At 60.0% G+C, this 26031-nt stretch carries 11 protein-coding genes, 2 tRNA genes, 3 rRNA genes and 1 pseudogene; 11 read left to right on the top strand and 6 right to left on the bottom strand.

The window, feature by feature from the left end; all coding sequences use genetic code 11:
• Positions 1-31 precede the first annotated feature (31 nt).
• Genes hrpA through RE432_RS16660 form a run of 3 tightly spaced genes read left to right on the top strand, consistent with a single transcriptional unit; the run spans position 32 to position 8176 of the window.
• Positions 32-3904 carry an ATP-dependent RNA helicase HrpA gene (gene hrpA, locus RE432_RS16670; protein WP_310934645.1) on the top strand — a complete coding sequence of 1291 codons (3873 nt, stop codon included), beginning with the start codon at positions 32-34 and terminating at the stop codon, positions 3902-3904.
• A gap of 22 nt (positions 3905-3926) precedes the next feature.
• Positions 3927-7418: a DNA polymerase III subunit alpha gene (gene dnaE / locus RE432_RS16665; protein ID WP_310934643.1), complete on the top strand. Its 3492-nt coding sequence runs from the start codon at positions 3927-3929 to the stop codon at positions 7416-7418.
• Positions 7415-8176 (top strand): glycosyltransferase family 2 protein, encoded by a 762-nt coding sequence (locus RE432_RS16660; protein ID WP_310934642.1) that lies wholly within the window; start codon positions 7415-7417, stop codon positions 8174-8176. The genes dnaE and RE432_RS16660 overlap by 4 nt, the downstream gene beginning before the upstream one ends.
• 58 nt (positions 8177-8234) lie before the next feature.
• Here RE432_RS16660 and RE432_RS16655 read toward each other — a convergent pair whose 3' ends face one another.
• Together RE432_RS16655 and RE432_RS16650 are read right to left on the bottom strand one after the other, a co-directional pair.
• Positions 8235-8999: a YdcF family protein gene (locus RE432_RS16655; RefSeq protein ID WP_310934641.1), complete on the bottom strand. Its 765-nt coding sequence runs from the start codon at positions 8997-8999 to the stop codon at positions 8235-8237.
• A gap of 22 nt (positions 9000-9021) precedes the next feature.
• Positions 9022-9978: a glycosyltransferase family 9 protein gene (locus RE432_RS16650; protein WP_310934640.1), complete on the bottom strand. Its 957-nt coding sequence runs from the start codon at positions 9976-9978 to the stop codon at positions 9022-9024.
• A 108-nt stretch (positions 9979-10086) separates the two neighbouring features.
• Here RE432_RS16650 and msbA point away from each other — a divergent pair, with 108 nt between their 5' ends.
• Positions 10087-11868 carry a lipid A export permease/ATP-binding protein MsbA gene (gene msbA, locus RE432_RS16645; RefSeq protein ID WP_310934639.1) on the top strand — a complete coding sequence of 594 codons (1782 nt, stop codon included), beginning with the start codon at positions 10087-10089 and terminating at the stop codon, positions 11866-11868.
• A 13-nt stretch (positions 11869-11881) separates the two neighbouring features.
• Positions 11882-12385 (top strand): hypothetical protein, encoded by a 504-nt coding sequence (locus RE432_RS16640; protein ID WP_310934638.1) that lies wholly within the window; start codon positions 11882-11884, stop codon positions 12383-12385.
• A gap of 41 nt (positions 12386-12426) precedes the next feature.
• On the opposite strand, the gene rng is transcribed toward RE432_RS16640, so the two are convergent.
• Both rng and RE432_RS16630 read right to left on the bottom strand, forming a co-directional pair.
• Positions 12427-13890 carry a ribonuclease G gene (gene rng, locus RE432_RS16635; RefSeq protein ID WP_310934637.1) on the bottom strand — a complete coding sequence of 488 codons (1464 nt, stop codon included), beginning with the start codon at positions 13888-13890 and terminating at the stop codon, positions 12427-12429.
• Between the two features lie 201 nt (positions 13891-14091).
• Positions 14092-14262 (bottom strand): annotated as a pseudogene (locus tag RE432_RS16630) (DUF2169 domain-containing protein); the annotation flags it as partial.
• A gap of 749 nt (positions 14263-15011) precedes the next feature.
• On the opposite strand from RE432_RS16630, the gene RE432_RS16625 reads away from it, so the two are divergent.
• The 5 genes from RE432_RS16625 to rrf all read left to right on the top strand — a co-directional run bounded on the left by RE432_RS16625 (position 15012) and on the right by rrf (position 20472).
• A 16S ribosomal RNA gene (locus tag RE432_RS16625) occupies positions 15012-16550 on the top strand.
• Between the two features lie 116 nt (positions 16551-16666).
• Positions 16667-16743, top strand: a tRNA-Ile gene (locus tag RE432_RS16620).
• Positions 16744-16760: 17 nt separating this feature from the next.
• Positions 16761-16836: transfer RNA gene (locus RE432_RS16615), tRNA-Ala, on the top strand.
• 369 nt (positions 16837-17205) lie between these two features.
• Positions 17206-20094: ribosomal RNA gene (locus tag RE432_RS16610) — 23S ribosomal RNA — on the top strand.
• Positions 20095-20359: 265 nt separating this feature from the next.
• Positions 20360-20472: ribosomal RNA gene (gene rrf, locus RE432_RS16605) — 5S ribosomal RNA — on the top strand.
• The 16S, 23S and 5S rRNA genes sit together here with 2 tRNA genes alongside, the layout of an rRNA operon.
• Positions 20473-20691: 219 nt before the next feature.
• On the opposite strand, the gene RE432_RS16600 is transcribed toward rrf, so the two are convergent.
• Both RE432_RS16600 and RE432_RS16595 read right to left on the bottom strand, forming a co-directional pair.
• Entirely contained in the window at positions 20692-23754 is a 3063-nt protein-coding gene (locus RE432_RS16600; RefSeq protein ID WP_310934636.1) for an FAD-linked oxidase C-terminal domain-containing protein, read from the bottom strand.
• 33 nt (positions 23755-23787) lie between these two features.
• On the bottom strand, positions 23788-24531 hold the full coding sequence (locus tag RE432_RS16595; protein WP_310934635.1) for a GntR family transcriptional regulator: 744 nt from the start codon (positions 24529-24531) through the stop codon (positions 23788-23790).
• A gap of 222 nt (positions 24532-24753) precedes the next feature.
• Here RE432_RS16595 and RE432_RS16590 point away from each other — a divergent pair, with 222 nt between their 5' ends.
• Complete coding sequence (locus RE432_RS16590; RefSeq protein WP_310934634.1) at positions 24754-25950, top strand: aminotransferase class V-fold PLP-dependent enzyme; 1197 nt, start codon at positions 24754-24756, stop codon at positions 25948-25950.
• The last annotated feature ends 81 nt before the right edge of the window (positions 25951-26031 follow it).

Raw genomic sequence — 26031 nt, 5'->3', positions numbered from 1 at the left:
AATGATGGACAGCCCATACTAAAGAAGTTTCATGCAAGTGCCAGTTAAATTGTCGGAAAACACACACACCGCGAACCAGGCGGACAGCGGCCAAGGCGCGCGCAAGGCCCGCTCCGCCAGGCAGGAGCCCAGGGCCGAGCGTCCCTTGCCGCCCTTGCATTACCCCGAGGATCTGCCCGTCAGCGCCCGGCGCGATGACATTGCCCGGGCGATACGGGACCACCAAGTGGTGATCGTGTGCGGTGAAACGGGGTCTGGCAAGACAACGCAGTTGCCCAAGATATGCCTGGAACTGGGACGTGGCCAGCGCAAAATGATCGGGCATACGCAGCCGCGCCGGCTGGCCGCTACCTCGGTCGCCAAGCGCATTGCCCAGGAAATGGACACCGAACTGGGCGATTGGGTGGGGTACCAGATCCGTTTCAACGATCGCACCGGGCCCAATGCGGCGGTCAAACTGATGACGGACGGCATCTTGCTGGCCGAATCGCAGCGCGACCCCTTGCTGCGCCGGTACGACACCATCATTATCGACGAGGCGCACGAACGCAGTCTGAATATCGATTTTCTGCTGGGATTTTTATTGCAACTGCTGCCCAGGCGGCGCGATCTGAAGCTCATCATTACGTCGGCCACCATCGACGCCGACCGGTTTGCCCAGCATTTTGCGCAGCATGGCAAGCCGGCGCCCGTGATCGAGGTGTCGGGCCGCCTGTATCCGGTAGACATCCTGTATCGCCCGGTGCTGCAGGCCGAGGCGGGCGCCGACGGCGACAACAGCGCGCGGCGTTCCTCTGCGGACGAAGAGCGCGACCTGATCGACGCCGTCGTCGACGGCGTGGCCGAGTGCGCGCGGCATGGCCCGGGCGATGTGCTGGTCTTCCTGCCCGGAGAGCGTGAAATACGTGAAACGGTCGAGGCCCTGCGCAAGCATCATCCGCCGGGCACCGAGGTATTGCCTTTGTACGCCCGTTTGTCGCAGGCCGAGCAGGAACGCATTTTCCGGCCGCAGGGCAGCGGGCGGCGGGTCGTGCTGGCCACCAATGTGGCCGAGACCTCGCTGACCGTCCCCGGCATCCGCTACGTAGTGGACAGCGGCCTGGCGCGCGTCAAGCGCTATTCCTGGCGCAACAAGGTCGAGCAGCTGCGCATCGAGCCCATCAGCCAGGCCTCGGCCAATCAGCGGGCGGGCCGCTGCGGCCGGATCGGGCCGGGCGTATGCGTGCGCCTGTACGACGAAGCCGATTTCAAGCAGCGTGCGCCTTTTACCGACCCCGAAGTGCTGCGCTCTTCGCTGGCGTCGGTGATTCTGCGCATGAAGGCCCTGAAGCTGGACGACATTGAAACCTTTCCTTTTGTCGACCGCCCGCCTGGACGCGCGATTGCCGATGGCTATCATTTGCTGCAAGAGCTGGGCGCGATCGACGACGCGAATCAGTTGACCGAAGTAGGGGGCACGCTGGCGCGCCTGCCGGTGGACCCGCGCCTGGCCCGGATGATCCTGGCCGCCAAGGACCAGCATTGCCTGGACGAAATACTGATCATCGCATCGGCGCTGTCGGTACAGGACCCGCGCGACCGCCCCATGCAGGAGCGCGAGGCGTCCGAGGCCGCGCATGCGAAGTTCGGCGACGACAAGTCCGAGTTCATCTCGTACTTGAAACTATGGCGCTGGTATGGCGAGCAAGTCGAGCACAAGGCGTCCCAGCGCAAGCTGGTGGCTTTGCTGCGCCAGAACTTCCTGTCGCCGCTCAGGCTGCGCGAATGGCGCGATGTGCACAGTCAACTGGCCGCGCTGGTCGGAGAACAGGGGTGGCGCTTGAACACGCTCGAGGCCACTTATGAACAGACGCACATGGCCTTGCTGGCTGGCCTGCTGGGCAATATCGGCCTGAAAAGCGAAGAGTCGCCGGGCTATCAGGGCGCGCGCGATATCCGCTTCCAGATACATCCGGGGTCGCGGCTGGTCAAGAAGGCGGGGCGATGGATTATTGCGGCCGAACTGGTCGAGACCACCCGGCTGTATGCGCGCTGTGTTGCACGCATCGACCCGGCCTGGCTTGAAAGGGCGGGCGCCCACCTGATACGGCGCAGCTGGTCGGACCCCCGCTGGGAAAAAAAAGCCGGGCAGGTGGTGGCCAACGAGCGGGCCACCCTGTACGGTTTGCCGGTCTACACGGGCCGGCGCGTCCATTTCGGCAAGATTGATCCGGTGCAGGCCCGCGAGCTGTTCATCCGCCAGGCGCTGGTGACGGGCGACATAGAATCCGCTCTGCCTTTTCTCAAGCACAACAGGCAGCTCATTGCGTCGATCGAAAAGCTTGAGCACCAGACCCGGCGGCCGGACATCCTGGTGGACGACGCCCTGATCTATGCGTTTTACGATAAGCACATTCCGGCCGACGTCTATCAGACGGCGACCCTGGAAAAATGGCACAAGGGCCTGGGCAAGGAGCAGGCCAAGGCCTTGATGCTGACGCGCGACGCCCTGATGCGTCACGATGCCGCGGGCATTACCACCGATGTCTTTCCCAAGAAGGTAGAGTGGCAGGGCGTGGAGATGGCGCTCGACTATCACTTTGAGCCCGGCTCCGTGCGCGATGGCGTGACATTGACGGTGCCGCTGTTTGCGCTGAACCAAATCGATCCGCTGCGCTGCGAGTGGCTGGTGCCCGGCATGCTCAAGGAAAAAACCCATCTGCTGCTCAAGTCCCTGCCGCAAAAAATACGGCGTCATTGCGTGCCCTTGCCGGACTACGCAGCCGGCTTCGTCGAGCGCTGGTTTGAACGGGCGGCCCACCCCGACCGGGGACTGCTGGAAGCCATCGGCGCCGATATGTGGGAACAACTCAAGGTCAGGCCCCTGCGCAGCGACTTCAAGCCCGAGAACCTGCCGGCGCACCTGTTCATGAATTTCAAGGTGGTGGATGAGCATGGGCGCATGCTGTCGGGCGGGCGCAACCTGGACCAGCTCAAGGCCGAGCACGGCCGCCAGGCGCAGGCTTCCTTCCAGAAGGTGGCGGCGCGCGACGACCAGATCGCCCAGGCCCTGGCGCATGAAAAACTGACAGGCTGGACCTTCGGCCATTTGCCGGAAATCCTGGAAATCCAGCGCAAGGGGCAGTCCTTCATTGGCTATCCGGCGCTGATCGACCGCCAGACGCATTGCGACCTGGATGTGTTCGACGACCCGGCCGAAGCCCGCCAGCGGCATCATGCCGGCTTGCTGCGCCTGTTTCGCATTGCGCTACGCGAGCAAGTCAAGTTCCAGGAAAAGAACATTGCCGATCTGACCCGCATGAGCATGCTCTACATGAGCCTGGGGACACAAGAGGAACTGCGCCAGCAGATCATCGATTGCGCGCTGGACCAGGCCTGCCTGGCCGAGCCATGGCCCGTCGACCAACAAGCTTTCGAGCAGCGGCGCAACGAGGGCAAGGCGCGCCTGGGCCTGCTGGTTCAGGAAATGGCCCGGCTGGCCGGTCAGATACTGGCGGAGTGGTCGGCCCTGCAGAAGAAGCTGCCGCAAGCCAAGCCGCATGCGGCCGCGTACGCCGACTTGCAGAAACAGCAGTCCGAGCTGATGGGAAAATGGTTTTTGCGCCAGACGCCGTATCGCCACCTGACCCACTATCCGCGTTATCTGAAGGGGGCGCAGGGGCGTATCGAAAAGCTGCGCGCCGATCCCGCCCGGGATGGCCGCCTGATGGCCGAGATGGCGCCGTTGCTGGTGCAATACCAGCGGACCGTATCCGGCCTGAAAGGCGCACGCGACGCACAGCTGGACGAGTTCCGCTGGCTGCTGGAGGAGCTGCGGGTGGCGCTGTTCGCCCAAGAGCTGCGCACGCCTATGCCGGTTTCCGTCAAGCGCTTGCAGAAAGCGTGGTCGGCGATGCAACGCTAGATGGTCTGGGTACAATCTGAATATGACTGAAGCCATTTCATCCCCACCGTTTGTCCACCTTCGCGTCCACTCCGAATTTTCGGTGGTGGACGGCATTGCCCGCATCCCCGAACTCGTCAAGAAGGCCGCTGAATACGGTCAGCCGGCCATGGCCCTGACGGACTTGTCCAACCTGTTCGGATTCATCAAGTTCTACAAGGCCGCCCGCTCCGCGGGTATCAAACCCATTGCCGGCTGCGATATCTGGCTCCAGAACGAGCAGGATCGCGACAAACCCTATCGGCTCTTGCTGCTGGCCAGCGATCAGCAGGGCTATCTGGCCTTGTGCGAACTGCTTAGCCGCGCCTGGCTCGATAATCAGTATCGGGGCCGCGCCGAGGTTCGGCGCGAATGGCTGTTGGGCAGGACCGGGTTGATCATTCTTTCCGGCGGCAGGGCGGGCGACGTCGGCCAGATGCTTGAAGCGGGTAAAACCGAAGAGGCCGCCGTGGTGGCCGCCTCGTGGGCGCAGGCGTTTCCCGGCAGTTATTACATCGAGCTGCAGCGCAGTGGGCAGGATGGCGACGAAATCTACGTTCAGGCGGCCATGCGGCTGGCTGGACGGCTGGGGGTGCCGGTCGTGGCCACGCACCCGGTGCAGTTCCTGCAGGCCAGCGATTTTCGCGCCCACGAAGCGCGTGTGTGCATTGCCGAGGGCGAGCAACTGGGTAACGCCAAGCGCACCCGCCGTTTCACCACGGACCAGTACTTGCTTGATTCCCACGAGATGGCGCGCCGGTTTGCGGACGTGCCTTCGGCCCTGGCCAATACTCTGGAGATCGCCAAGCGCTGCAGCCTGACGCTGGTGCTGGGCAAGCCCCGCCTGCCGGATTTCCCCACGCCCGACGGGGTGACGCTGGACGATTATCTGGTGCAACTGGCCGAGGAAGGCCTGGCCGTTCGCATGGCGCAGCTGTTTCCCGACGAGGCCGAGCGCCAGCAGCGTTACCCGCAATATCTCGAACGCTTGCAGTGGGAATGCAAAACTATCGTCGGCATGGGCTTTCCCGGCTATTTTCTGATCGTGGCCGACTTTATCAACTGGGGCAAGAACAACGGCGTGCCGGTGGGGCCGGGGCGGGGGTCGGGCGCGGGTTCTTTGGTGGCCTATTCCCTGGGCATTACCGATCTGGACCCCATCCGCTATGACTTGCTGTTCGAGCGCTTCCTAAATCCGGAGCGGGTGTCCATGCCCGACTTCGATATCGACTTCTGCCAGGACAACCGCGAACGGGTGATCGACTACGTCAAGCAGAAGTACGGCAAGGAGGCGGTCAGCCAGATCGCCACCTTCGGTACGCTGGGCGCGAAGGCGGTGGTGCGCGATGTGGGCCGGGTGCTCGAAATGCCTTACATGCTGTGCGACGGCTTGTCCAAGATGATTCCCTTCAGCCCGGCCGACCCGTGGACGCTGGCGCGCGCGCTTGAAGAAGAGCCCTCGTTCAAAGAGCGCTATGAGCAGGATGAAGAGGTGCGCGCGCTGATCGACCTGGCGCGCCCGCTGGAAGGCTTGACGCGCAATATCGGCATGCACGCCGGGGGCGTGCTGATTGCGCCCGGCAAGCTGACCGACTTTTGCCCCTTGTATTGCCAGCCCGGCGTCGACACCAGCGCGGTGTCGCAGTTCGACAAGGACGACGTCGAGGCCGCGGGACTGGTCAAGTTCGACTTCCTGGGCTTGCGCAACCTGACGATTCTGGACTGGGCGGTGCGCTACGTGCGCCAGTTCAACGAAGACAAGCGCGATTTTGATGTCATGGCCCTGTCGCTGGACGACGCGCAGGCCTACAAGGTGCTCAGCGAAGGGAATACCACGGCGGTGTTCCAGCTGGAATCGCGCGGCATGAAAGAGCTGCTGAAGAATCTGCGCCCCAATACCTTTGAAGACATCATCGCCATGCTGGCGCTTTATCGCCCTGGTCCGCTCGAATCGGGCATGGTGGTCGATTTCGTCAACCGCAAGCACGGGCGGGCAGAGGTGGATTACTTCCACCCCGACCTGGAGTCCGTGCTCAAGAGCACCTACGGCGTGATCGTGTACCAAGAGCAGGTGATGCTCATTTCGCAGATCATCGGCGGCTACACCCTGGGGGGCGCCGACCTGTTGCGCCGCGCCATGGGCAAGAAGAAAGCCGAGGAAATGGCCAAGCATCGCGCCATTTTCGAGAAAGGCGCCGTCGAAAAGGGGTACGACGCGGACCTGGCCGTCAAGCTTTTCGACCTGATGGAAAAGTTTGCGGGCTACGGTTTCAACAAAAGTCACTCGGCCGCGTATGCGCTGATCGCCTATCACACCGCCTGGCTCAAGGCCTACCATCCCGCCGAATTCCTGGCGGCGACCCTGTCGTCCGATATGGACGATACGGACAAGGTCCAGATTTTCTGGAAGGACTGCCTGGCCAATGGCGTGGAAGTGCTTCCGCCTGATGTGAATGCGTCGGCCTATCGTTTCGAGCCTGTGGCCGACGAGCATATGGCCAAGGGGCGGCCGCCGCGCACCATCCGCTACGGCCTGGGCGCCGTCAAAGGCACGGGGCAGGCCGCCGTCGAGGAGATCATCCGGGCCAGGGCCGAAGGCGGGCCGTTCGCCAGCCTGTTCGATTTCTGCCGCCGCATTGACCGGCACACGGTCAATCGCCGCAGTATCGAGGCCTTGATACGCGCCGGCGCGTTTGACGCCATCGCGGAAAACCGGGCTGCCCTGCTGGCCACCGTCGGCAATGCGATCGAGGCGGCGGAACAGGCCGAGCGCAGCGCCAACCAGGTGTCGTTGTTCGCCGACAACGCGAACGACATCGTCGAGGGCGAGCTGGCCAAGGTTCCCGCCTGGGACTTGCAAACGCGCTTGACGCAGGAAAAAGCGGCCCTGGGCTTTTACTTCAGCGGCCACCTGTTCGACGCCTGGCGCGACGAGGTCAGGCGTTTTGCGCCCAAACCGCTGGCACGGCTGGAGCCTTCGCGCAGCCTGCAATGGTTTGCCGGCGTGCTGTCGTCGTTGCGTCCCAAAATGACGCGGCGCGGGAAAATGCTGTATGCCTTGCTGGACGATGGTTCCGCCCAGGTCGAAGTGGCTATTTTCAACGAGCTGTACGAACAGCATCGCAATCGCCTGAAAGAGGACCGGCTGATCATCGTGCAGGGCAAGGTCAGCAATGATGATTACTCCGGCGGGCTGCGCGTGTCGGCCGATTCCGTCTTTGACCTTCAGCTTGCCCGCGAAGCCAAGGCGCGTCATTTGCGCATCACCCTGAACGGCAATGCCGATGCGGCGCGGCTGCGGCAGTTGCTGAATCCTTTCCGGGCCGAACCTGAAAACGGCGTGCCGGGTGTGCCGGTCGAACTGCGCCTGCTGCGCGATGATTTCCTGTGCACCGTGCGATTGGGCGAAGATTGGCGTGTGCGCATGGCCGACGCACTGCTTGAGCAACTGAGCGCCTGGGCCGAGCCGGAAGGCGTGGAGATCAATTACTCATGACGCTTTCCGTCATCATCATCACCAAGAACGAGGCGGCGAACATCGCCGACTGCCTGGACTCTGTGCGCTTTGCCGATGAAATCATCGTGGTCGATTCGGGCAGCACCGACCAAACCCGTGAAATCGCCGAAAGCCGCGGCGCCAAGGTGACGCTTGCCGATTGGCCCGGTTTCGGCCCGCAGAAGAACCGGGCGCTCGATCTGGCAAGTTGCGACTGGGTGCTGTCCATCGACGCCGACGAACGCGTCACCCCGGAACTCGCGCATGAAATCCAGCGGGAGCTTGCCCACCCGCGCGCCGATGCCTACAAGATCGCCCGCCTGTCGAATTTCGGTGGACGCTGGATACGCCATTGCGGCTGGTGGCCTGACCATGTCCTGCGCTTGTTCAAGCGGGGCACGGCGCGCTTCAAGGACGTTGCCGTGCATGAAAGCGTGCAGACCGCGTCGCCGGTGGCCGTGTTGAACGGGCATTTTCAGCATTACCCTTATGCGGATCTGGAAACCTATATTGCCAAGATCAATCATTACTCGTCCGAGGCCGCCGCCATGATGCACGCGCGGGGCAAGCAGACCAGCATCCTGGGGGCGACCGGCCACGCCGTCTGGACCTTCATCCGCATCTACATCATGCGCCGGGGGTTTCTTGATGGCAAGGAAGGCTTCATATTGGCCAGCATGGGGGCGGCGGGAAGCTTCTTCCGCTATAACAAGCTCTTGTTCCTGAACAGAAAGAGCAAGCCGCAGACGGGGCGCTGAGCCCCTGCCTGAGTCCCTGAGCCCCGCCCGGCGTCCTGCCATGCCGCCGCGGCGGGCGTCAGATCCAGCCGCGCACCCAGTACACCAGCAACCCGACATATTCCTTCACGATCGACCGGCTGGCCGCCAGCGCGCGCATATTGGGTTGCCAGAAGGAAAACGACGGATCGCTGGGGACCACGATCTGGGGCGCCGAAGGCGCGGCAACCGCCGACATGCCCTGCTTCTTGAATACGGCCATGGCGCGCGGCATGTGCAGGGCCGAGGTCACCAGCAAGATCTGCTTGATGTCGCGCTGCTTGAGTTTTTCGGCGGTATAGATCGCGTTCTCGTGCGTGGTGAAGCTGCGGCTTTCCATGAGCACGGCGCTTTCCGGAATATCTTGCTGTTTCAGGGCATTGGCCATGACCTGCGCTTCGCTGACGCTGCCTTCCAGGGCCGCGCCCGAGACGACGATCAGCGGAGCCCGGTTTTCTTTGTACAGGATAGCGGCCGTATCGATGCGCGGGGAAGCCGTTGCGCTGTCATAGGGCTGGAACCAGTTCTGCCGGGCGTTGGCCGTACTGCCGCCCAGTACGACAATGGCCTGGGCGGTGGGCAGGCTGGAGGGCATCTGGTACGGGTACAACTGTTCCAGCCGCCCGCCCGCCCACAGCGATGAGGCGGGCAGCGACCAGAACAGGGCCCAGCTCAGGCCGGCTGCGGCGACGATGAAGGCCGTCTTGCGCCATCTCACTATGAACAGTATCGCGCCGGCCAGTAAAAGGGCGATGCACAAATTCAGCGGAATAACCAGATTGGTCAGGAAACTCGAAAGAGTCATGCGCTACCGTGTAGAGTTGCTTTCAGGTTAAAAGGGCATTAACGCGTTGCACCGTCTGATCCAGCGTCGGCCAGGCCTGTGCCGATCCCAGGCAAATGGCCTTGTCCGACCAGGGGCCGGTCCGTTCGGGCTGGGTCACACCGAACAGCGTCAACTGCCTTGCGCCCGCCGCGGCCGCCAGATGCGACACACCCGAATCGTTGCAGATCACCAGCGAAGCGAGTTGGGTGAGTGTAGCAAACGCGCCCAGCTTCAAGGGCGGCAGGCAGATTGCAGTGGGGGCATTTTTCCGGGCGGCGTCGGCCTCCGAAGGCGGCGGGCACATGGCCACGCGGTGTCCCTGCGCTTGCAGGCGCCGGGTCAGGGCGTCATAGTGCGGCCAGACCTTGACCTTGCCTCGATGCAGGCCGGTGGCGGTGGGGGCAATGAGCACGAACTGGCCGGGCAAGAGCCCGGCATCGGCCAGTGCCTGCCGTCCCTCGGCGTGGTGCCGGTCGGCCAGTTGCAGGTCCAGGATGCGCTCATCGCCCAGTTCTGCCGTTGGGTAGTTCCAGCGCTTCAGCGCCTGCGTGGTGATGTAGTGCCACGATTCGACAGCGTGCAGGCTGGCGGACGGCTTGTTGACCGGCCAGCGCAGGATCAGGCTGCGGCCGTCGTCGCGGTAGCCCGCGCTGGGTATGCCGCCAAACTTGAACACCATGGCGCTGGACAGGGAGTCGGGCAGCAAGATGCCGCGCGGGTGCGAATGCTGCGCTTTCTTCCGGAATGCGTGCACGGTGGCGCGGTCTTCACGCCATCGCCCCTTCATGTCGAGGAAGCCGCCCAGCTTGTACGCCGCAAGCAGATCCCTGGCCCAGGGGCGGGCGCACACCACGATGGGCACGCGGGTATCGAGCAGGGTATGCAGGCTGGGAAGACTCATGCAGACGTCGCCAATCCAGTTGGGAAGACGCACATAGATGGCAGAAATAGTCGACATGAATAAAGGCGATGGCAGGAGGGGGCGGTATGATGGGCCTGGTTTGCGATCCAAGGTTATTTGGATGAACGGTAAAATAATCCATCCAATAGTATATAAGCGAGTTTATTGTTGAAGTCAGCCACTGAAGCCACATCGTCACGCACAGACCCGGTAAAGCGGGATTTGTGGCGCCGGATCTACAGTCGCGTGGGCACCTACTGGAAGGCGGTGGTGCTTGCCGTGCTGCTGGTCAGCGTGGCGGCGGCAACGCAGCCTACGCTTGCGCTCATCATGAAGCCGCTGCTGGACGACGGATTCTCGGGCGCCAAGCCTTCGTATATATGGTCCATCCCCCTGGCGGTGATCGGGCTGATGCTATTGCGCGGCATCTGCAGCTATGCCAGCAGCTACCTGCTGGCCTGGGTGGCCAACAACATGCTGCTGGGCTTGCGCCGGGAAATGTTCGAGCGGCTGCTGGGCCTGCCCGACGAAGACTTCAAGCGCGGCGACACGGGGCGCTTGATGAATCGCTTCACGATCGATGCCGGCACCGTGACCGGCTTGGCCACCGAGGTCGTCACGGTGGTGGTGCGCGAAACCCTGGCCGTGGTGGCCCTGTTGTGCGTGCTGCTGTACATGTCGTGGCAACTGACGCTGATCGTCCTGGTCATGCTGCCCGTCTCGACCATCATCACCCGTATCTTCATCCAGCGGCTGCGGCGCATCAATCGTGAAACCATAGGCATGAATGCCGAACTGACCCGTGTTGTGCGTGAAGGCATCGACGGCCAGCGGGTCATCAAGCTGTTTGACGGGTACAAGCGCGAGTCGGGCCGCTTCGAGTATGTGAATGCGCGTTTGCGGCGTTTCGCCATGCGGGCTGCCAGCGCGGACGCCGCCTTGTCGCCGCTGTCCCAGTTTTCGATTGCCATATCCATTGCTGCCGTGATCGCGGTGGCCTTGTACCAGGCCAATACACAGGGCTTGACCGTCGGCAGCTTCGCCGCGTTCATGGCGGCGCTGGGTCAGATCTTCGATCCCATGAAGCGCCTGACCAAGATCGTCAGCGGCATGCAGCGCATGCTGATATCAGCCGAAAGCGTATTTACGCTGATCGACCAGAAACCCGAGAACGATACGGGCACTAAGCTGCTGGACATGCCGGTGCAGGGCCGCGTCGAGTTCCGGAATATCCACCATCGCTTCCCGGACGCCCATCGCGACACGCTGACCGATGTGTCTTTCGTTGCCGAACCCGGCTCGACGATCGCCTTGGTGGGGCGCTCGGGCAGCGGTAAAACCACGCTGGTCAACATGCTGCCGCGCTTCGTCAACCCGGGCAGCGGCGACATTCTGATCGATGGGCAGAACATCAAGGACCTGAGCCTGCGCGGCCTGCGCTCCCAGCTTTCGCTGGTCAGCCAGGACGTCGTGCTGTTCGAGGGCTCGATTGCCGACAACGTGGGCTATGGCTCGCTGCACGACGCCAGCCGGGAAGAGATCCGGCACGCGCTCGAGGCGGCCAACCTGGCGGATTTCGTCGATGGCCTGCCGCAAGGCATGGATACCCTGGTGGGCGAAAACGCAAGCCAGCTGTCCGGAGGCCAGCGCCAGAGGCTGGCCATCGCACGGGCGCTGATCAAGAATGCGCCTATTCTTATCCTCGACGAAGCCACCTCCGCCCTCGATAATGAATCCGAGCGGCAGGTCCAGGCTTCGCTGGAGCGCTTGATGGCGGGCAGGACTACGCTGATCATTGCACACAGGCTGTCCACGGTCCAGAAAGCCGATCGCATTGTCGTGCTGGAGGCGGGCAGGATTGTTGAACAGGGGCGCCACAACGAGCTGCTGCAGCAGGGCGGGCGCTATGCCTCGCTGTATCGCATGCAGTTTCAGGACCAAAGTTGATAAAGGAAACAGGATGATGAAGAAGTGGATGGCGCTGTTGGCGCTGGCCGTGCTGGCGGGATGCGCAAAAAATGCCGACGGACTGGGGGCGGCGGACTTGCGCAGCGAGGCCTATTTTCGCGGCGAGCGCGTCATTCCCTTGACCTTTGCCCAGATCCAGATGGCGCTGTTCAAGCACGAGGCCGCTTGCGGCTCGGCGCCCCGGTTTGCCATGAATCCCGGCCAGACGGCCTATGCCACCTTGACCGACGCGCCGGCGGGCAGCGACGACTATCGCCAGACCATTGTGGCCGACCTGATGTATTACCGGGCCAGCGATCTGGGCAGCTGGCTGACCAAAGATGAAGAAAGGGATTGGCGCACCCGGGCCACGGTGTATAGCTATTACGCAGGCGCCCAGGTCGACGCCCGTATCGAACAGATCTTCAGCGCCATTGCCCATCCGGGTGAGTGTTCCGGCGCATCGCCGCGGCCAGACGAGCCATCCGCCGACGGCCAGGCTCCAGCGGATAAATAGGCGCCGGGTTCCGGCAGGCCAGGGGCGGCCCGCCGGCGCCGCTAAATCAGGACGATGTCGTATTGTTCCTGGGAATACTGGCTTTCCACTTCCAGCGATATCGACTTGCCGATGAAATCGCCCAGCATGGCCAAGTGGGCGCTTTCCTCTTCCAGGAACAGGTCCACAATGGCCTGCGAGGCCAGGATGCGGAATTCCTTGGGATTGAACTGGCGCGACTCACGCAGGATTTCACGCAGGATTTCATAGCACAGGGTGCGCGGCGTACGGACATTGCCGCGCGACTGGCAAGTAGGGCAGGGCTCGCACAACTGGTGGGCCAATGAATCGCGCGTACGCTTGCGGGTCATCTCGACCAGGCCGAGCTGGCTGAAACCGCTCACGGTCATGCGGGTGCGGTCTTTGCTCAGGGCTTTGTTCAGCTCCGCCAGCACCGAGCTTCTGTGCTCGGCATCATCCATGTCGATAAAATCCAGGATGATGATGCCACCCAGATTGCGCAGCCGCAGCTGGCGCGCCAGCGCCACCGCTGCTTCCAGGTTGGTCTTGAAAATCGTGTCGTCGAAATTGCGTCCGCCGACGAAGCCCCCCGTATTCACATCGACCGTCGTCAGGGCTTCAGTCTGATCGATGATCAGGTAGCCGCCTGATTTCAGGTCCACGCGCCGCGACAGGGCCCGCGCGATTTCCTCGTCGACATTGGCGGTGTCGAACAAAGGGCGTTCGCCGCTGTAATGCTTGATGCGATCCAGCACCGATGGCGTATAGGTTTTTGCCCAGTCCAGCAATTCCTGGGTCGTGCTGCGCGAGTCCACCAGTATCGTGCCGGTGGCGGGCCCCACCATGTCGCGCAGCACGCGCTGCGCCAAAGTCAGATCGGTGTACAGCAGCGACGGCGTGGGCTGGCTTTTGGCCTTGTTCTGTATGCTGTTCCACAAGGTGCGCAGATAGGACTGGTCCGCCTGCAGCTCGTCGTCTGTGGCGCCTTCGGCCTGGGTCCTGACGATGAATCCGCCATTTTCCTCGGGCGCCTTGAAACGCAGCACCCGTTCGCGTAATGACACCCGGTCTTCTTCGGACTCTATCTTTTGGGAAATCCCCACGTGCGGGTCGTAAGGCAGATAGACCAGCATGCGCCCCGCGATGCTGATCTGGGTGGACAGCCGGGCGCCTTTGGTGCCCAAAGGGTCCTTGATTACCTGCACCATCAATGACTGGCCCTCGAAGAGCAGCTTCTCGATGGGCGTGGCCGCGGTGCCGTTGCTGCGCTCGTTGCGGTTCTGCCGAAGATCGCCCACATGAATGAAGGCGGCGCGTTCCAGCCCTATGTCGACGAAGGCGCTTTGCATGCCCGGCAGGACGCGCACCACTTTGCCTTGATACAGGTTGCCGACATGGCCGCGTTGAATGCGGCGCTCCATATGGAGCTCTTGAACCGAGCCTTGCTCGACGAGCGCTACGCGTGTCTCAAAGGGGGTGACGTTAATCAGTATGTCTTCAGTCATGGATGCAGGGTAAGGGATTCATGTAGGGATATTAAGATAAGTGTAGGGTGAATCGCCGGCTTGCTGCACAAGATGACAAAGATTTCGCGGTTTTCCCCTGCTGACCGATATACAGCTTTTGCGCTACCTTGCAGCGTATTAAAGAAACCACCGAGCTGCTGGTATAGGGAAGCTGGGCGTTGCCCTCGTCGATGTGATCCGTCATGGGGCGGTTTCACCCCTTTGTTTCACCCGTCTCTGGGCGCTTTTCTCGAGCTGGTCCACGCGCACCCTGACGGCAACGCGCCCCGGCTCGGCGGCATCGTGCGACCAAGCCTTGCCCGACACCAGGAACTCGGCGCAGGGTTTGGGCACGCCCAGGTCCAGCACCGGCTGAGGGGTTTTCCCCCGTTTTGGCCCGTTCTGGCGTACCCGATCCCGTTCATGTCACTTTTATTTAAAATATATTTCGATGCCATTTCAACGGCTTAGGCGCATGGGGGTCGGCGGCGGTGGTGTTGAGCTGGATTTCGGTTTGCACGGGCGTAAAAAGCTATGCTATAGTTCTGTTCTTTCGCAGCACGCACATCAGGGTTTACCCGGATGCGCAGGCCCTGCAAGCCTTTGATAACACATGGGTTTTGCGGTGGCAGCGGCGATCGGTTGTGCGGCTTTCGGGCCCACAGCGCAGAACGCAAATGTGGTATAGTTTCAGGCTTGCCAGATTTGATCGGATTGCGTAGCAGGTTTGTTTGGCAGTGGAGCAAAGCGGTTTGAGGCGATAGGCCCGACACACTTTCCCGCGAGTTGACAAACGAAAAAAACTGCTTCATAATCTCGTTTCTGTGCTGCTGACACAGCGGCCCGGTTCACCGGGTGGTTGGGGCGGCAAGCGAGAAGCAATACAGCAGTAGGCAGTACACGCTCTTTAACAATTTAACAGCCGATAAGTGTGGGCGCTTGGAATGAGTGCGCAAACCTTCTCACGAGGGTTCGCCAAATTTATATCAAGTGCTCGCACATTTGAAGAAGTAAGGTTTGAAGTAATTTGAACCGATCTTTTTCTTTGAGCGAAACGCGACGTATGACCTGCTGGTTCCTTTGGGGACCGGTTTGGAAATTACGATTTTTATACAGAGATTAAACTGAAGAGTTTGATCCTGGCTCAGATTGAACGCTAGCGGGATGCTTTACACATGCAAGTCGAACGGCAGCGCGAGGAAAGCTTGCTTTTCTTGGCGGCGAGTGGCGAACGGGTGAGTAATATATCGGAACGTGCCCAGTAGCGGGGGATAACTACGCGAAAGCGTGGCTAATACCGCATACGCCCTACGGGGGAAAGGGGGGGATCTTCGGACCTCTCACTATTGGAGCGGCCGATATCAGATTAGCTAGTTGGTGGGGTAAAGGCCTACCAAGGCAACGATCTGTAGCTGGTTTGAGAGGACGACCAGCCACACTGGGACTGAGACACGGCCCAGACTCCTACGGGAGGCAGCAGTGGGGAATTTTGGACAATGGGGGCAACCCTGATCCAGCCATCCCGCGTGTGCGATGAAGGCCTTCGGGTTGTAAAGCACTTTTGGCAGGGAAGAAACGGCGCTGGTTAACACCTGGCGCAACTGACGGTACCTGCAGAATAAGCACCGGCTAACTACGTGCCAGCAGCCGCGGTAATACGTAGGGTGCAAGCGTTAATCGGAATTACTGGGCGTAAAGCGTGCGCAGGCGGTTCGGAAAGAAAGATGTGAAATCCCAGGGCTTAACCTTGGAACTGCATTTTTAACTGCCGGGCTAGAGTATGTCAGAGGGGGGTAGAATTCCACGTGTAGCAGTGAAATGCGTAGAGATGTGGAGGAATACCGATGGCGAAGGCAGCCCCCTGGGATAATACTGACGCTCATGCACGAAAGCGTGGGGAGCAAACAGGATTAGATACCCTGGTAGTCCACGCCCTAAACGATGTCAACTAGCTGTTGGGGCCTTCGGGCCTTAGTAGCGCAGCTAACGCGTGAAGTTGACCGCCTGGGGAGTACGGTCGCAAGATTAAAACTCAAAGGAATTGACGGGGACCCGCACAAGCGGTGGATGATGTGGATTAATTCGATGCAACGCGAAAAACCTTACCTACCCTTGACATGTCTGGAAGCTTCGAGAGATTGAAGTGTGCTCGCAAGAGAACCGGAACACAGGTGCTGCATGGCTGTCGTCAGCTCGTGTCGTGAGATGTTGGGTTAAGTCCCGCAACGAGCGCAACCCTTGTCATTAGTTGCTACGAAAGGGCACTCTAATGAGACTGCCGGTGACAAACCGGAGGAAGGTGGGGATGACGTCAAGTCCTCATGGCCCTTATGGGTAGGGCTTCACACGTCATACAATGGTCGGGACAGAGGGTCGCCAACCCGCAAGGGGGAGCCAATCCCAGAAACCCGATCGTAGTCCGGATTGGAGTCTGCAACTCGACTCCATGAAGTCGGAATCGCTAGTAATCGCGGATCAGCATGTCGCGGTGAATACGTTCCCGGGTCTTGTACACACCGCCCGTCACACCATGGGAGTGGGTTTTACCAGAAGTAGTTAGCCTAACCGCAAGGAGGGCGATTACCACGGTAGGATTCATGACTGGGGTGAAGTCGTAACAAGGTAGCCGTATCGGAAGGTGCGGCTGGATCACCTCCTTTCAGAGCGACGCGCACGAAGCGAAAGCGTCCACACTTATTGGCTGTTGAATGTAGAAAGAGTAAGCCACGACAAGGTTACGCCGGTTGGCCCGTTACAGGGGCGGCCAGCGCATACTGGGTCAGTAGCTCAGTCGGTTAGAGCACCGTCTTGATAAGGCGGGGGTCGTTGGTTCGATTCCAACTTGACCCACCAGTACGATTTATCGGTGCGGGGGATTAGCTCAGCTGGGAGAGCACCTGCTTTGCAAGCAGGGGGTCGTCGGTTCGATCCCGTCATCCTCCACCACACACAAATAAAGCGTGTGGACGATCGTTGATATCGCGTGAGGGTGGTGGCGCAGGCTGGCAAGGCGAAGGGGTTAACGAAGAGGGTTTGGTTCTGTGGTATCGGGTCCAAGCACTGCTCGTTAAGTCTTTACAGGCTTGATGGTTTTACTCGTTCTTTAACAATCTGGAAGAAGCACAACGAAGTAATTATGGTGTGGATCATTGTCTGTATGGAAATGATCCCACGTAAGTACGGGTTGTGATTGCATTAAAACAATTTTGTTCAAATAGTTCTCAAAAATACTTGTTCGAAAGGGCAAGGCCTTTGAAAATGATGAACGGCACAAACACGCATACTCAAGTGTTTCTATAACCTGTAAAGTTATAGGATCAAGCGACTAAGTGCACATGGTGGATGCCTTGGCGATCACAGGCGATGAAGGACGTGGTAGCCTGCGAAAAGCTGCGGGGAGTCGGCAAACAGACTTTGATCCGCAGATGTCCGAATGGGGAAACCCACTGCAGCAATGCAGTATTCCTGGCTGAATACATAGGCCAGTGAAAGCGAACCGGGTGAACTGAAACATCTCAGTAACTCGAGGAAAAGAAATCAACCGAGATTCCGAAAGTAGCGGCGAGCGAAATCGGAGCAGCCTTGACGTTTTAGCATATTGAATAGTCGAACGGAATGGAAAGTCCGGCCGTAGCAGGTGATAGCCCTGTAGACGAAATTCAGTGTGTGGAACTAGGCGTCAGACAAGTAGGGCGGGACACGTGAAATCCTGTCTGAAGATGGGGGGACCATCCTCCAAGGCTAAATACTCGTGATCGACCGATAGTGAACCAGTACCGTGAGGGAAAGGCGAAAAGAACCCCGGAAGGGGAGTGAAATAGATCCTGAAACCGTGTGCATACAAACAGTAGGAGCCTCCTTGTGGGGTGACTGCGTACCTTTTGTATAATGGGTCAGCGACTTACATTCAGTGGCAAGCTTAACCGAATAGGGAAGGCGTAGCGAAAGCGAGTCCGAATAGGGCGATTTTAGTCGCTGGGTGTAGACCCGAAACCAGGCGATCTATCCATGGCCAGGTTGAAGGCACGGTAACACGTGCTGGAGGACCGAACCCACTAATGTTGAAAAATTAGGGGATGAGCTGTGGATAGGGGTGAAAGGCTAAACAAGCCTGGAAATAGCTGGTTCTCTCCGAAAACTATTTAGGTAGTGCCTCACGTATTACTGCCGGGGGTAGAGCACTGTTATAGCTAGGGGGTCATGGCGACTTACCAACCTATGGCAAACTCCGAATACCGGCAAGTAGCAGCGTGGGAGACAGAGCACCGGGTGCTAACGTCCGGACTCAAGAGGGAAACAACCCAGACCGCCAGCTAAGGTCCCTAACTATGGCTAAGTGGGAAACGAAGTGGGAAGGCATAGACAGTCAGGAGGTTGGCTTAGAAGCAGCCATCCTTTAAAGAAAGCGTAATAGCTCACTGATCGAGTCGTCCTGCGCGGAAGATGTAACGGGGCTAAGCCATAGACCGAAGCTGCGGGTGTATATCTTAGATATACGCGGTAGGAGAGCGTTCTGTAAGCCTGTGAAGGTGTCTGGTGACGGATGCTGGAGGTATCAGAAGTGCGAATGCTGACATGAGTAGCGATAAAGGGGGTGAAAAGCCCCCTCGCCGTAAGTCCAAGGTTTCCTGCGCAACGTTCATCGGCGCAGGGTGAGTCGGCCCCTAAGGCGAGGCAGAGATGCGTAGCTGATGGGAAGCTGGTTAATATTCCAGCACCGTCGTGAAATGCGATGGGGGGACGGATTGCTGTAAAGTCATCGGGGTGTTGGATGTCCCCGTTGCTGCACTATAGAAGGCGCTTCAGGCAAATCCGGGCGCGTAATTCAAGGGTGTGGCTGAATAGGACCTCGGTCCTAAACTGATTGGAAGCAGTTCCAAGAAAAGCCTCTAAGCTTCAGTTTCACGAGACCGTACCGCAAACCGACACAGGTGGACGGGATGAATATTCCAAGGCGCTTGAGAGAACTCAGGAGAAGGAACTCGGCAAATTGATACCGTAACTTCGGGAGAAGGTATACCCTGGTAGTGTGATGGGCCTGCGCCCAGAGCATGAAGGGGTCACAGAGAATCGGTGGCTGCGACTGTTTATTAAAAACACAGCACTCTGCTAAGACGAAAGTCGACGTATAGGGTGTGACGCCTGCCCGGTGCCGGAAGGTTAAGTGATGGGGTGCAAGCTCTTGATCGAAGCCCCGGTAAACGGCGGCCGTAACTATAACGGTCCTAAGGTAGCGAAATTCCTTGTCGGGTAAGTTCCGACCTGCACGAATGGCGTAACGATGGCCACACTGTCTCCTCCTGAGACTCAGCGAAGTTGAAGTGTTTGTGATGATGCAATCTACCCGCGGCTAGACGGAAAGACCCCATGAACCTTTACTGTAGCTTTGCATTGGACTGTGAACCGGCCTGTGTAGGATAGGTGGGAGGCGTTGAACTCGAGTCGCCAGATTCGAGGGAGCCATCCTTGAAATACCACCCTGGTTTGTTTGCGGTTCTAACCTTGGCCCGTTATCCGGGTTGGGGACAGTGCATGGTGGGCAGTTTGACTGGGGCGGTCTCCTCCTAAAGTGTAACGGAGGAGTTCGAAGGTACGCTAGGTACGGTCGGAAATCGTGCTGATAGTGCAATGGCATAAGCGTGCTTGACTGTGAGACTGACAAGTCGAACAGGTGCGAAAGCAGGACATAGTGATCCGGTGGTTCTGAATGGAAGGGCCATCGCTCAACGGATAAAAGGTACTCTGGGGATAACAGGCTGATACCACCCAAGAGTTCATATCGACGGTGGTGTTTGGCACCTCGATGTCGGCTCATCTCATCCTGGGGCTGTAGCCGGTCCCAAGGGTATGGCTGTTCGCCATTTAAAGAGGTACGTGAGCTGGGTTTAAAACGTCGTGAGACAGTTTGGTCCCTATCTGCCGTGGGCGTTGGATACTTGACGGAGCCTGCTCCTAGTACGAGAGGACCGGAGTGGACGTACCGCTGGTGTATCGGTTGTCATGCCAATGGCATTGCCGAGTAGCTATGTACGGAAGAGATAACCGCTGAAGGCATCTAAGCGGGAAACTCGTCTGAAGATTAGGTATCCCGGGGGCTAGACCCCCCTAAAGGGTCGTTCGAGACCAGGACGTTGATAGGCTGGGTGTGGAAGCGCAGTAATGCGTGCAGCTAACCAGTACTAATTGCCCGTGCGGCTTGATCCTATAACCTTGCAGGTTGTACGTGTTCAAGTGCCGTTCAAACAAAACGAAAAGCCGCACTGTGAGTTGGCCAGTGCGCACAACAAGGCCAGGCGCTGCTTATTCTGAATAGATAAGCGCGCCCGGTACCCATCGCGGCCCGTACGCCACGAGACCAACACCATGATTACACCCCTGCGCCGGTGACAAGGCCAGGCGCGGTGCTTCTTCCCAGATTGGCTGTGTGCAGTCCCGTTTATCTCGGGCCTGGGCGCGGCAACCGGTTACGCTTGACGACCATAGCAAGGTGGTCCCACTCCTTCCCATCCCGAACAGGACCGTGAAACGCCTTTGCGCCGATGATAGTGGACGTACGTCTGTGAAAGTAGGTCATCGTCAGGCTCTTATTCAGTAAGAAAACCCCCCATCCCCAAACAGGATGGGGGGTTTTTGTTTGCGCGCCGCATAAGGTGCAGCGCATCAACGCCTGCGCCGCCTGCCGTCTTGACCCGCAAGCCGCCTGCTTGCCTTGACGGCACCGCCGGAGGTGCCGCGCAAGTTAAACAGTACGTACCGCGCCGCCTAGCCACCAAACAAGGCGGATCATAAGTCGAGTAAAAATCAGGCCAGCGCGCGCTGCAGTACACGCGCCACGTGTTGGGCGCTGCGACCGGCCAGCCCGTCGGCGATCTGATGGCGGCAGCTCGTGCCGTCAGCAACCAGCAGAGTGTCGTCGTCCGCCGCCCGTAGCGCCGGCAACAAAGACAGCTCGGCCATTTTCATCGACGTTTCGTAGTGGCTCGCCTCATAGCCAAAGCTGCCCGCCATCCCGCAACAACTGGACTCGACCAGCTCCACCTTCAGTTCGGGGATCAGTGCCAGTATCTGCTGCACGGGCTTGACGGCATCAAAGGCTTTCTGGTGGCAGTGGCCATGCAGGAGCGCCCGTTTTTCGGGTAAAGGCTTCAGCGGAAGCTGCAGCCGGCCTGCCTTGAGCTCGTGCGCCAGAAACTCTTCAAACAAATAGGCTTGCGCTGCCAGAGCTTCGGCTTCCCGGCCCAATCCCATGACCAGAAACTCGTCGCGCAAGGTCAGCAGACAGGAAGGCTCGAGCCCGATGACGGGGACGCCGCGTTCGACAAAGGGAAGCAGCGCCGCAATAACGCGGCGCGCTTCGGCCTTGGCTTGGTCGACCAGCCCGGCGGACAGATAGGTTCGGCCGCAGCACAAAGGACGCTTGGCCTGCGCATCGGTTTCAGCGGGCCGGGCAATATGGATCTTGTAGCCGGCGGCCTGCAGCACTTGTCTTGCAGCATGAAGATTTTCAGGCTCGAAATAGTTGTTGAACGTGTCCGCAAACAGCACCACTTCTGCCGTGTCCGGAGAGGGTGAGCCGCCGCTGATGGCGGCAGGCCGGCTGTCGCCTTCCCGCCTCCGCGTAGTGGGGTCGCCTAGAAAGGTGTCGCGCCGCCAGGCGGGCAATGATCGTTGGGCGGAAAATCCCAGCCATTTTTCCGTCAAGCGGGCGGCGCCGGGAATATGGTTACGCAGATTGAACAGCAGGGGCATGCGCGCCGCCCAAGGGGCCCAGCGCGGCAGGGTGGCGATCAGCCTGTCCTTCAAGGCCAGTCCCCGTTTCTGTTGCCATTGATTCAGGAACTCTATTTTCATCTTGGCCATATCGACGCCGGTGGGGCAATCGCGTTTACAGCCTTTGCAGCTGACGCACAACTCCATGGTGGCGCGCATTTCGTCTGACGTGAAGGCGTCTGGCCCCAGTTGGCCCGATAGTGCCAGGCGCAAGGTGTTGGCCCGGCCGCGTGTCAGGTGCTGCTCATCGCGCGTGACACGATAGCTGGGGCACATGGTGCCCGCATCGAACTTGCGGCAATGGCCGTTGTTGTTGCACATCTCCACCGCTTTGGCCAGCCCTTGGGCCGGGTCGCCGCCCGTGCCCGGCGCGCTGACGGTTTCTGTGGCGGGATCGCTATTCACATTCCAGGCCGACCAGTCCAGCGCGGGCTTGATCTCGATGCTGCGATAACCCGGCTTGAATCTGAACAACGAGGCATCATCCATTTTGCTGCTGCGCACGATCTTGCCCGGGTTCATGAGCCGGTCGGGATCGAAGGCGTCTTTGATTTCTTCGAAAGCGCGTGTCAACCGGGGGCCGAACTGCCAGGCCACCCATTCGCTGCGCACCAATCCATCGCCGTGCTCCCCCGAGAAAGCGCCTTTGTAGCGCCGCACCAGCGCGCCGGCTTCTTCGGCGATGGCTCGCATTTTTCGGGCGCCGTCGTTGCGCATGTCCAGTATGGGGCGCACATGCAGGGTGCCCACCGATGCGTGGGCGTACCAAGTGCCTTTGGTGCCGTGCTTGGCAAAGACGTCGGTCAATTGGCTGGTGTATTCGGCCAGGTGTTCAAGCGGTACGGCACAGTCTTCGATGAATGAAACCGGCTTGCCGTCGCCGCGCATGCTCATCATGATGTTGAGTCCGGCCTTGCGGACTTCCCAAAGTGCCTTCTGGGCTGACGCATCCGGCATTTCCACGACAGACCCCGGCAAGCCCAGGTCGCCCATCAGCGCAACCAGCTTCGCCAGGCTGGCCACTTGTTCAGCCGATGACTCGCCTGCAAACTCGACCAGCAGAATGGCTTCGGGCTCGCCGATAAGCGCCTTGTCGATCACGGGGCGAAAGGCCGGATTGCCGCGCGCCAGGTCTATCATCGTCCTGTCCACCAGCTCGACCGCACAGGGACTGAGCTCCACGATGTGGCGGGTCATGTCCATGGCCTGGTAGAAGGTGGGGAAGTTGACGACGCCCAGCGCCTTGGCTGCCGGCAGCGGCGACAGCTTGAGTGTCATTTGCCGCGTGTAGGCCAGTGTGCCTTCGCTGCCGACCAGCATATGGGCCAGGTTGATCCGGCCGTCGGCTGTGTACGGGCGCGGGCTCTGCGGGTGGAATATATCCAGGTTGTAGCCGCCCACCCGGCGCATGACGGCCGGTACCGCGCGTTCGATTTCGTTCCGCTCGCGTTCGGCGATCTCGCGCAGGCGCGCCATGATGGCCTGCACGCGCGGCGGCGCATCGCGCATTTGGCTTTCTTCACAGAAGCTGGCGGTGGTGCCGTCCAGCAGCATCGCGTCGATGCTGACCACGTTATGGACCATGTTGCCGTAGGCGATGGAGCGTGAGCCGCAGGAATTGTTGCCCGCCATGCCTCCCAAAGTGCACTGCGCGGCGGTGCTGACATCGACCGGAAACCAGACGCCATGCGGCTTGAGCCAGGCATTCAGGTGATCCAGCACGATGCCCGGCTCGACCGTGACGGTCATGTTGCCGAGGTCGAGGTCGATGACGCGGTTCAGATACTTGCTGTTGTCGATGACCAGCGCGGCGCCGACGGTCTGGCCGCATTGCGAGGTGCCGCCGCCTCGCGCCAGTACCGGCACGGACAGTTCGCGGCATATGCCCAGCGCAGCCGCCACGTCATTGCCTGTTCTGGGCAGCAGTACGCCCACCGGCTCGATCTGGTAGATGGAAGCGTCGGTGGAATAGCGCCCGCGCGCGCCCCGGTCAAACAGAACCTCGCCCTGAGTGTGCTCGTTCAGGCGAGTGGCCAGCTCAAGGTGCAAGGGACTCAGCTCGGCGAGTGCTTGCTTGGGTAAGGGCGCGTTCATCGGGGCTCCTGGGTCGGGTCTGGCGTCAAATCATCACGGATTGCCAGCGGGTGGGTTGGCAGCATGCTTCAGGTTTTCTAGGACAGCTTCGCATTTGCGCAGTAAATGCGTCCGCATGATGCCGGCAAGCCGCTGGCCGTCGCGCGAAGCCAGCGCATCGGCCATGTCCAGGTGCTCGCGCATGGCCTTGTCCCATTTGTCGTGATTCAAGTTCGAGCGGAACCTGAGGTTCTGCAGGCGCAGGTTGATGTTCTTGTAGACCTGCGACAGCAACTCGTTGTGGCCCGCGGCGTTGATGCGGTCATGGATGGCGCGATTGACGTGGTAGTAAGAGGAAAGATCCTGCCTGGCATGGCAGGCCTGCATTTCAAAGGTCAGGGCCTTGATCTCGGCAATCTCCTGGTCGCTGATGCGTTGACAGGCAAGTTCGCCCGACAAGGCCTCCAGCGCGCCCATGACTTCGAAGCTTTCACGGATATCTTTTTCAGACAGGGCGGCCACTTGCGCGCCCCGGTTGGGCTGGATGCGCACCAGGCCATCGGCGGAAAGCAGCCGGAACGCTTCGCGCAAGGGGGTGCGCGATACTTGCAGGCGATCGCACAGCGTGCGTTCATTCAGGCGCGTACCCGCGGCAAGCTCGCCTTCAATGATCATTTCGCGCAGGCGCTCCGCAACGGTCGTCGGCAGGGTGCGCCGATCGACCGCCTCGGTCTGGTAGGCGGGAAGGCTTGCCGGCGCAGCGATTTGGTTTGTTTGGCTGACTGGGTCGATTTTCATTTGGTATACCAAGAATGACGTAATACCGTGAGGTCCGCAATTTACACCCCTGGTCACGCCCATCACAATTGAAGAAGCCTGCCTATTCTAACCTTTACTTTCTTTTTCCCCATGCCGGAAATGCTGTGGTGCCGCATAAATTCCGCTTGCGGAAACCTGGTTTTACTGCGTATTATTCATCAATGTTTGTATTTTGTATACCAAATAATCAGGAGCGCACCCATGATTCCCCTGCATTCGCATCCGTCCGGCCGTCATTTTCTACAGATTCCCGGCCCGACCAACGTGCCCGACCGGGTCTTGCGCGCCATCGATAATGTCACGATTGACCACCGCGGGCCGGAGTTCGGGGAATTGGGGAAAGCAGTACTGGCGGGGATGAAGAAGGTATTCAAGACCGATGCCAATGTGGTGATTTATCCTGCCTCCGGTACCGGCGCCTGGGAAGCGGCGTTGGTCAATACCTTGTCGCCGGGCGATAAAGTATTGATGGCGGAAACAGGCCATTTCGCGACGCTGTGGAAGAAAATGGCTGAAAGGCTGGGGCTGCAGGTCGAGTTTCAAGAAGGCGATTGGCGCCATGGCGCCGATCCCGAACAAATCGGCGCGCGCCTGGCCGCTGATACGCAACACCAGATCAAGGCGGTGTGCGTCGTCCATAACGAGACGGCGACCGGGGTCACCAGCAACGTGGCCGCCGTGCGCCAGGCCATCGATGCCGCAGGCCACCCGGCCTTGCTGATGGTGGATACGATTTCCTCGCTGGGTTCGGTCGACTACCGGCACGACGAATGGGGTGTGGATGTCACGGTCGCGGGCTCGCAAAAGGGCTTGATGCTGCCGCCGGGCTTGGCATTCAACGCTTTCAGCGCCAAGGCCCTGGCGGCTTCCGAGACTGCCGCCTTGCCACGCTCATACTGGGACTGGAAAGAGATGCTGGCGATCAATCCGCGCGGCTATTTTCCCTATACGCCGGCTACCAATCTGCTTTATGGTCTGCACGAGGCGCTGGACATGCTGTTTGCCGAAGGGCTGGAGAATGTCTTTGCCCGGCACCAGCGGCATGGCGAGGCCACCCGGCGGGCGGTGCGTACCTGGGGGCTCGAGGTGCTTTGCCTTAAGCCCGATGAGTACAGCCCCGCGCTCACCGCGGTGCTCATGCCCGAAGGCCACAGCGCAGACGCCTTGCGCAAGACCATACTGACGAACTTCGATATGTCGCTTGGACAAGGCCTTAGCAAGTTATCGGACAAGGTATTCCGCATCGGCCATCTGGGCGACTTCAATGACCTGACCTTATGCGGCACCCTGTCCGGCGTGGAAATGGGTTTGCAGAAGGCGGGCGTGCCGCACAACAAAGGCGGCGTGCAGGCGGCGCTGGATTACCTGGCGCAAACCAGCCAGGCGCATCCCGGCTGAGTAAAAAACGTTCATTCAAGCAGTACGGCGGTACATGAAGTCCACGCTAGAAGGGACTCGCAGGACAGACAGGAAGGCTCG

It is taken from the genome of Pusillimonas sp. SM2304 (assembly GCF_031628915.1).
Lineage (GTDB): Bacteria > Pseudomonadota > Gammaproteobacteria > Burkholderiales > Burkholderiaceae_B > Pusillimonas_C.
This window is presented reverse-complemented; position numbering and strand designations above follow the sequence as displayed.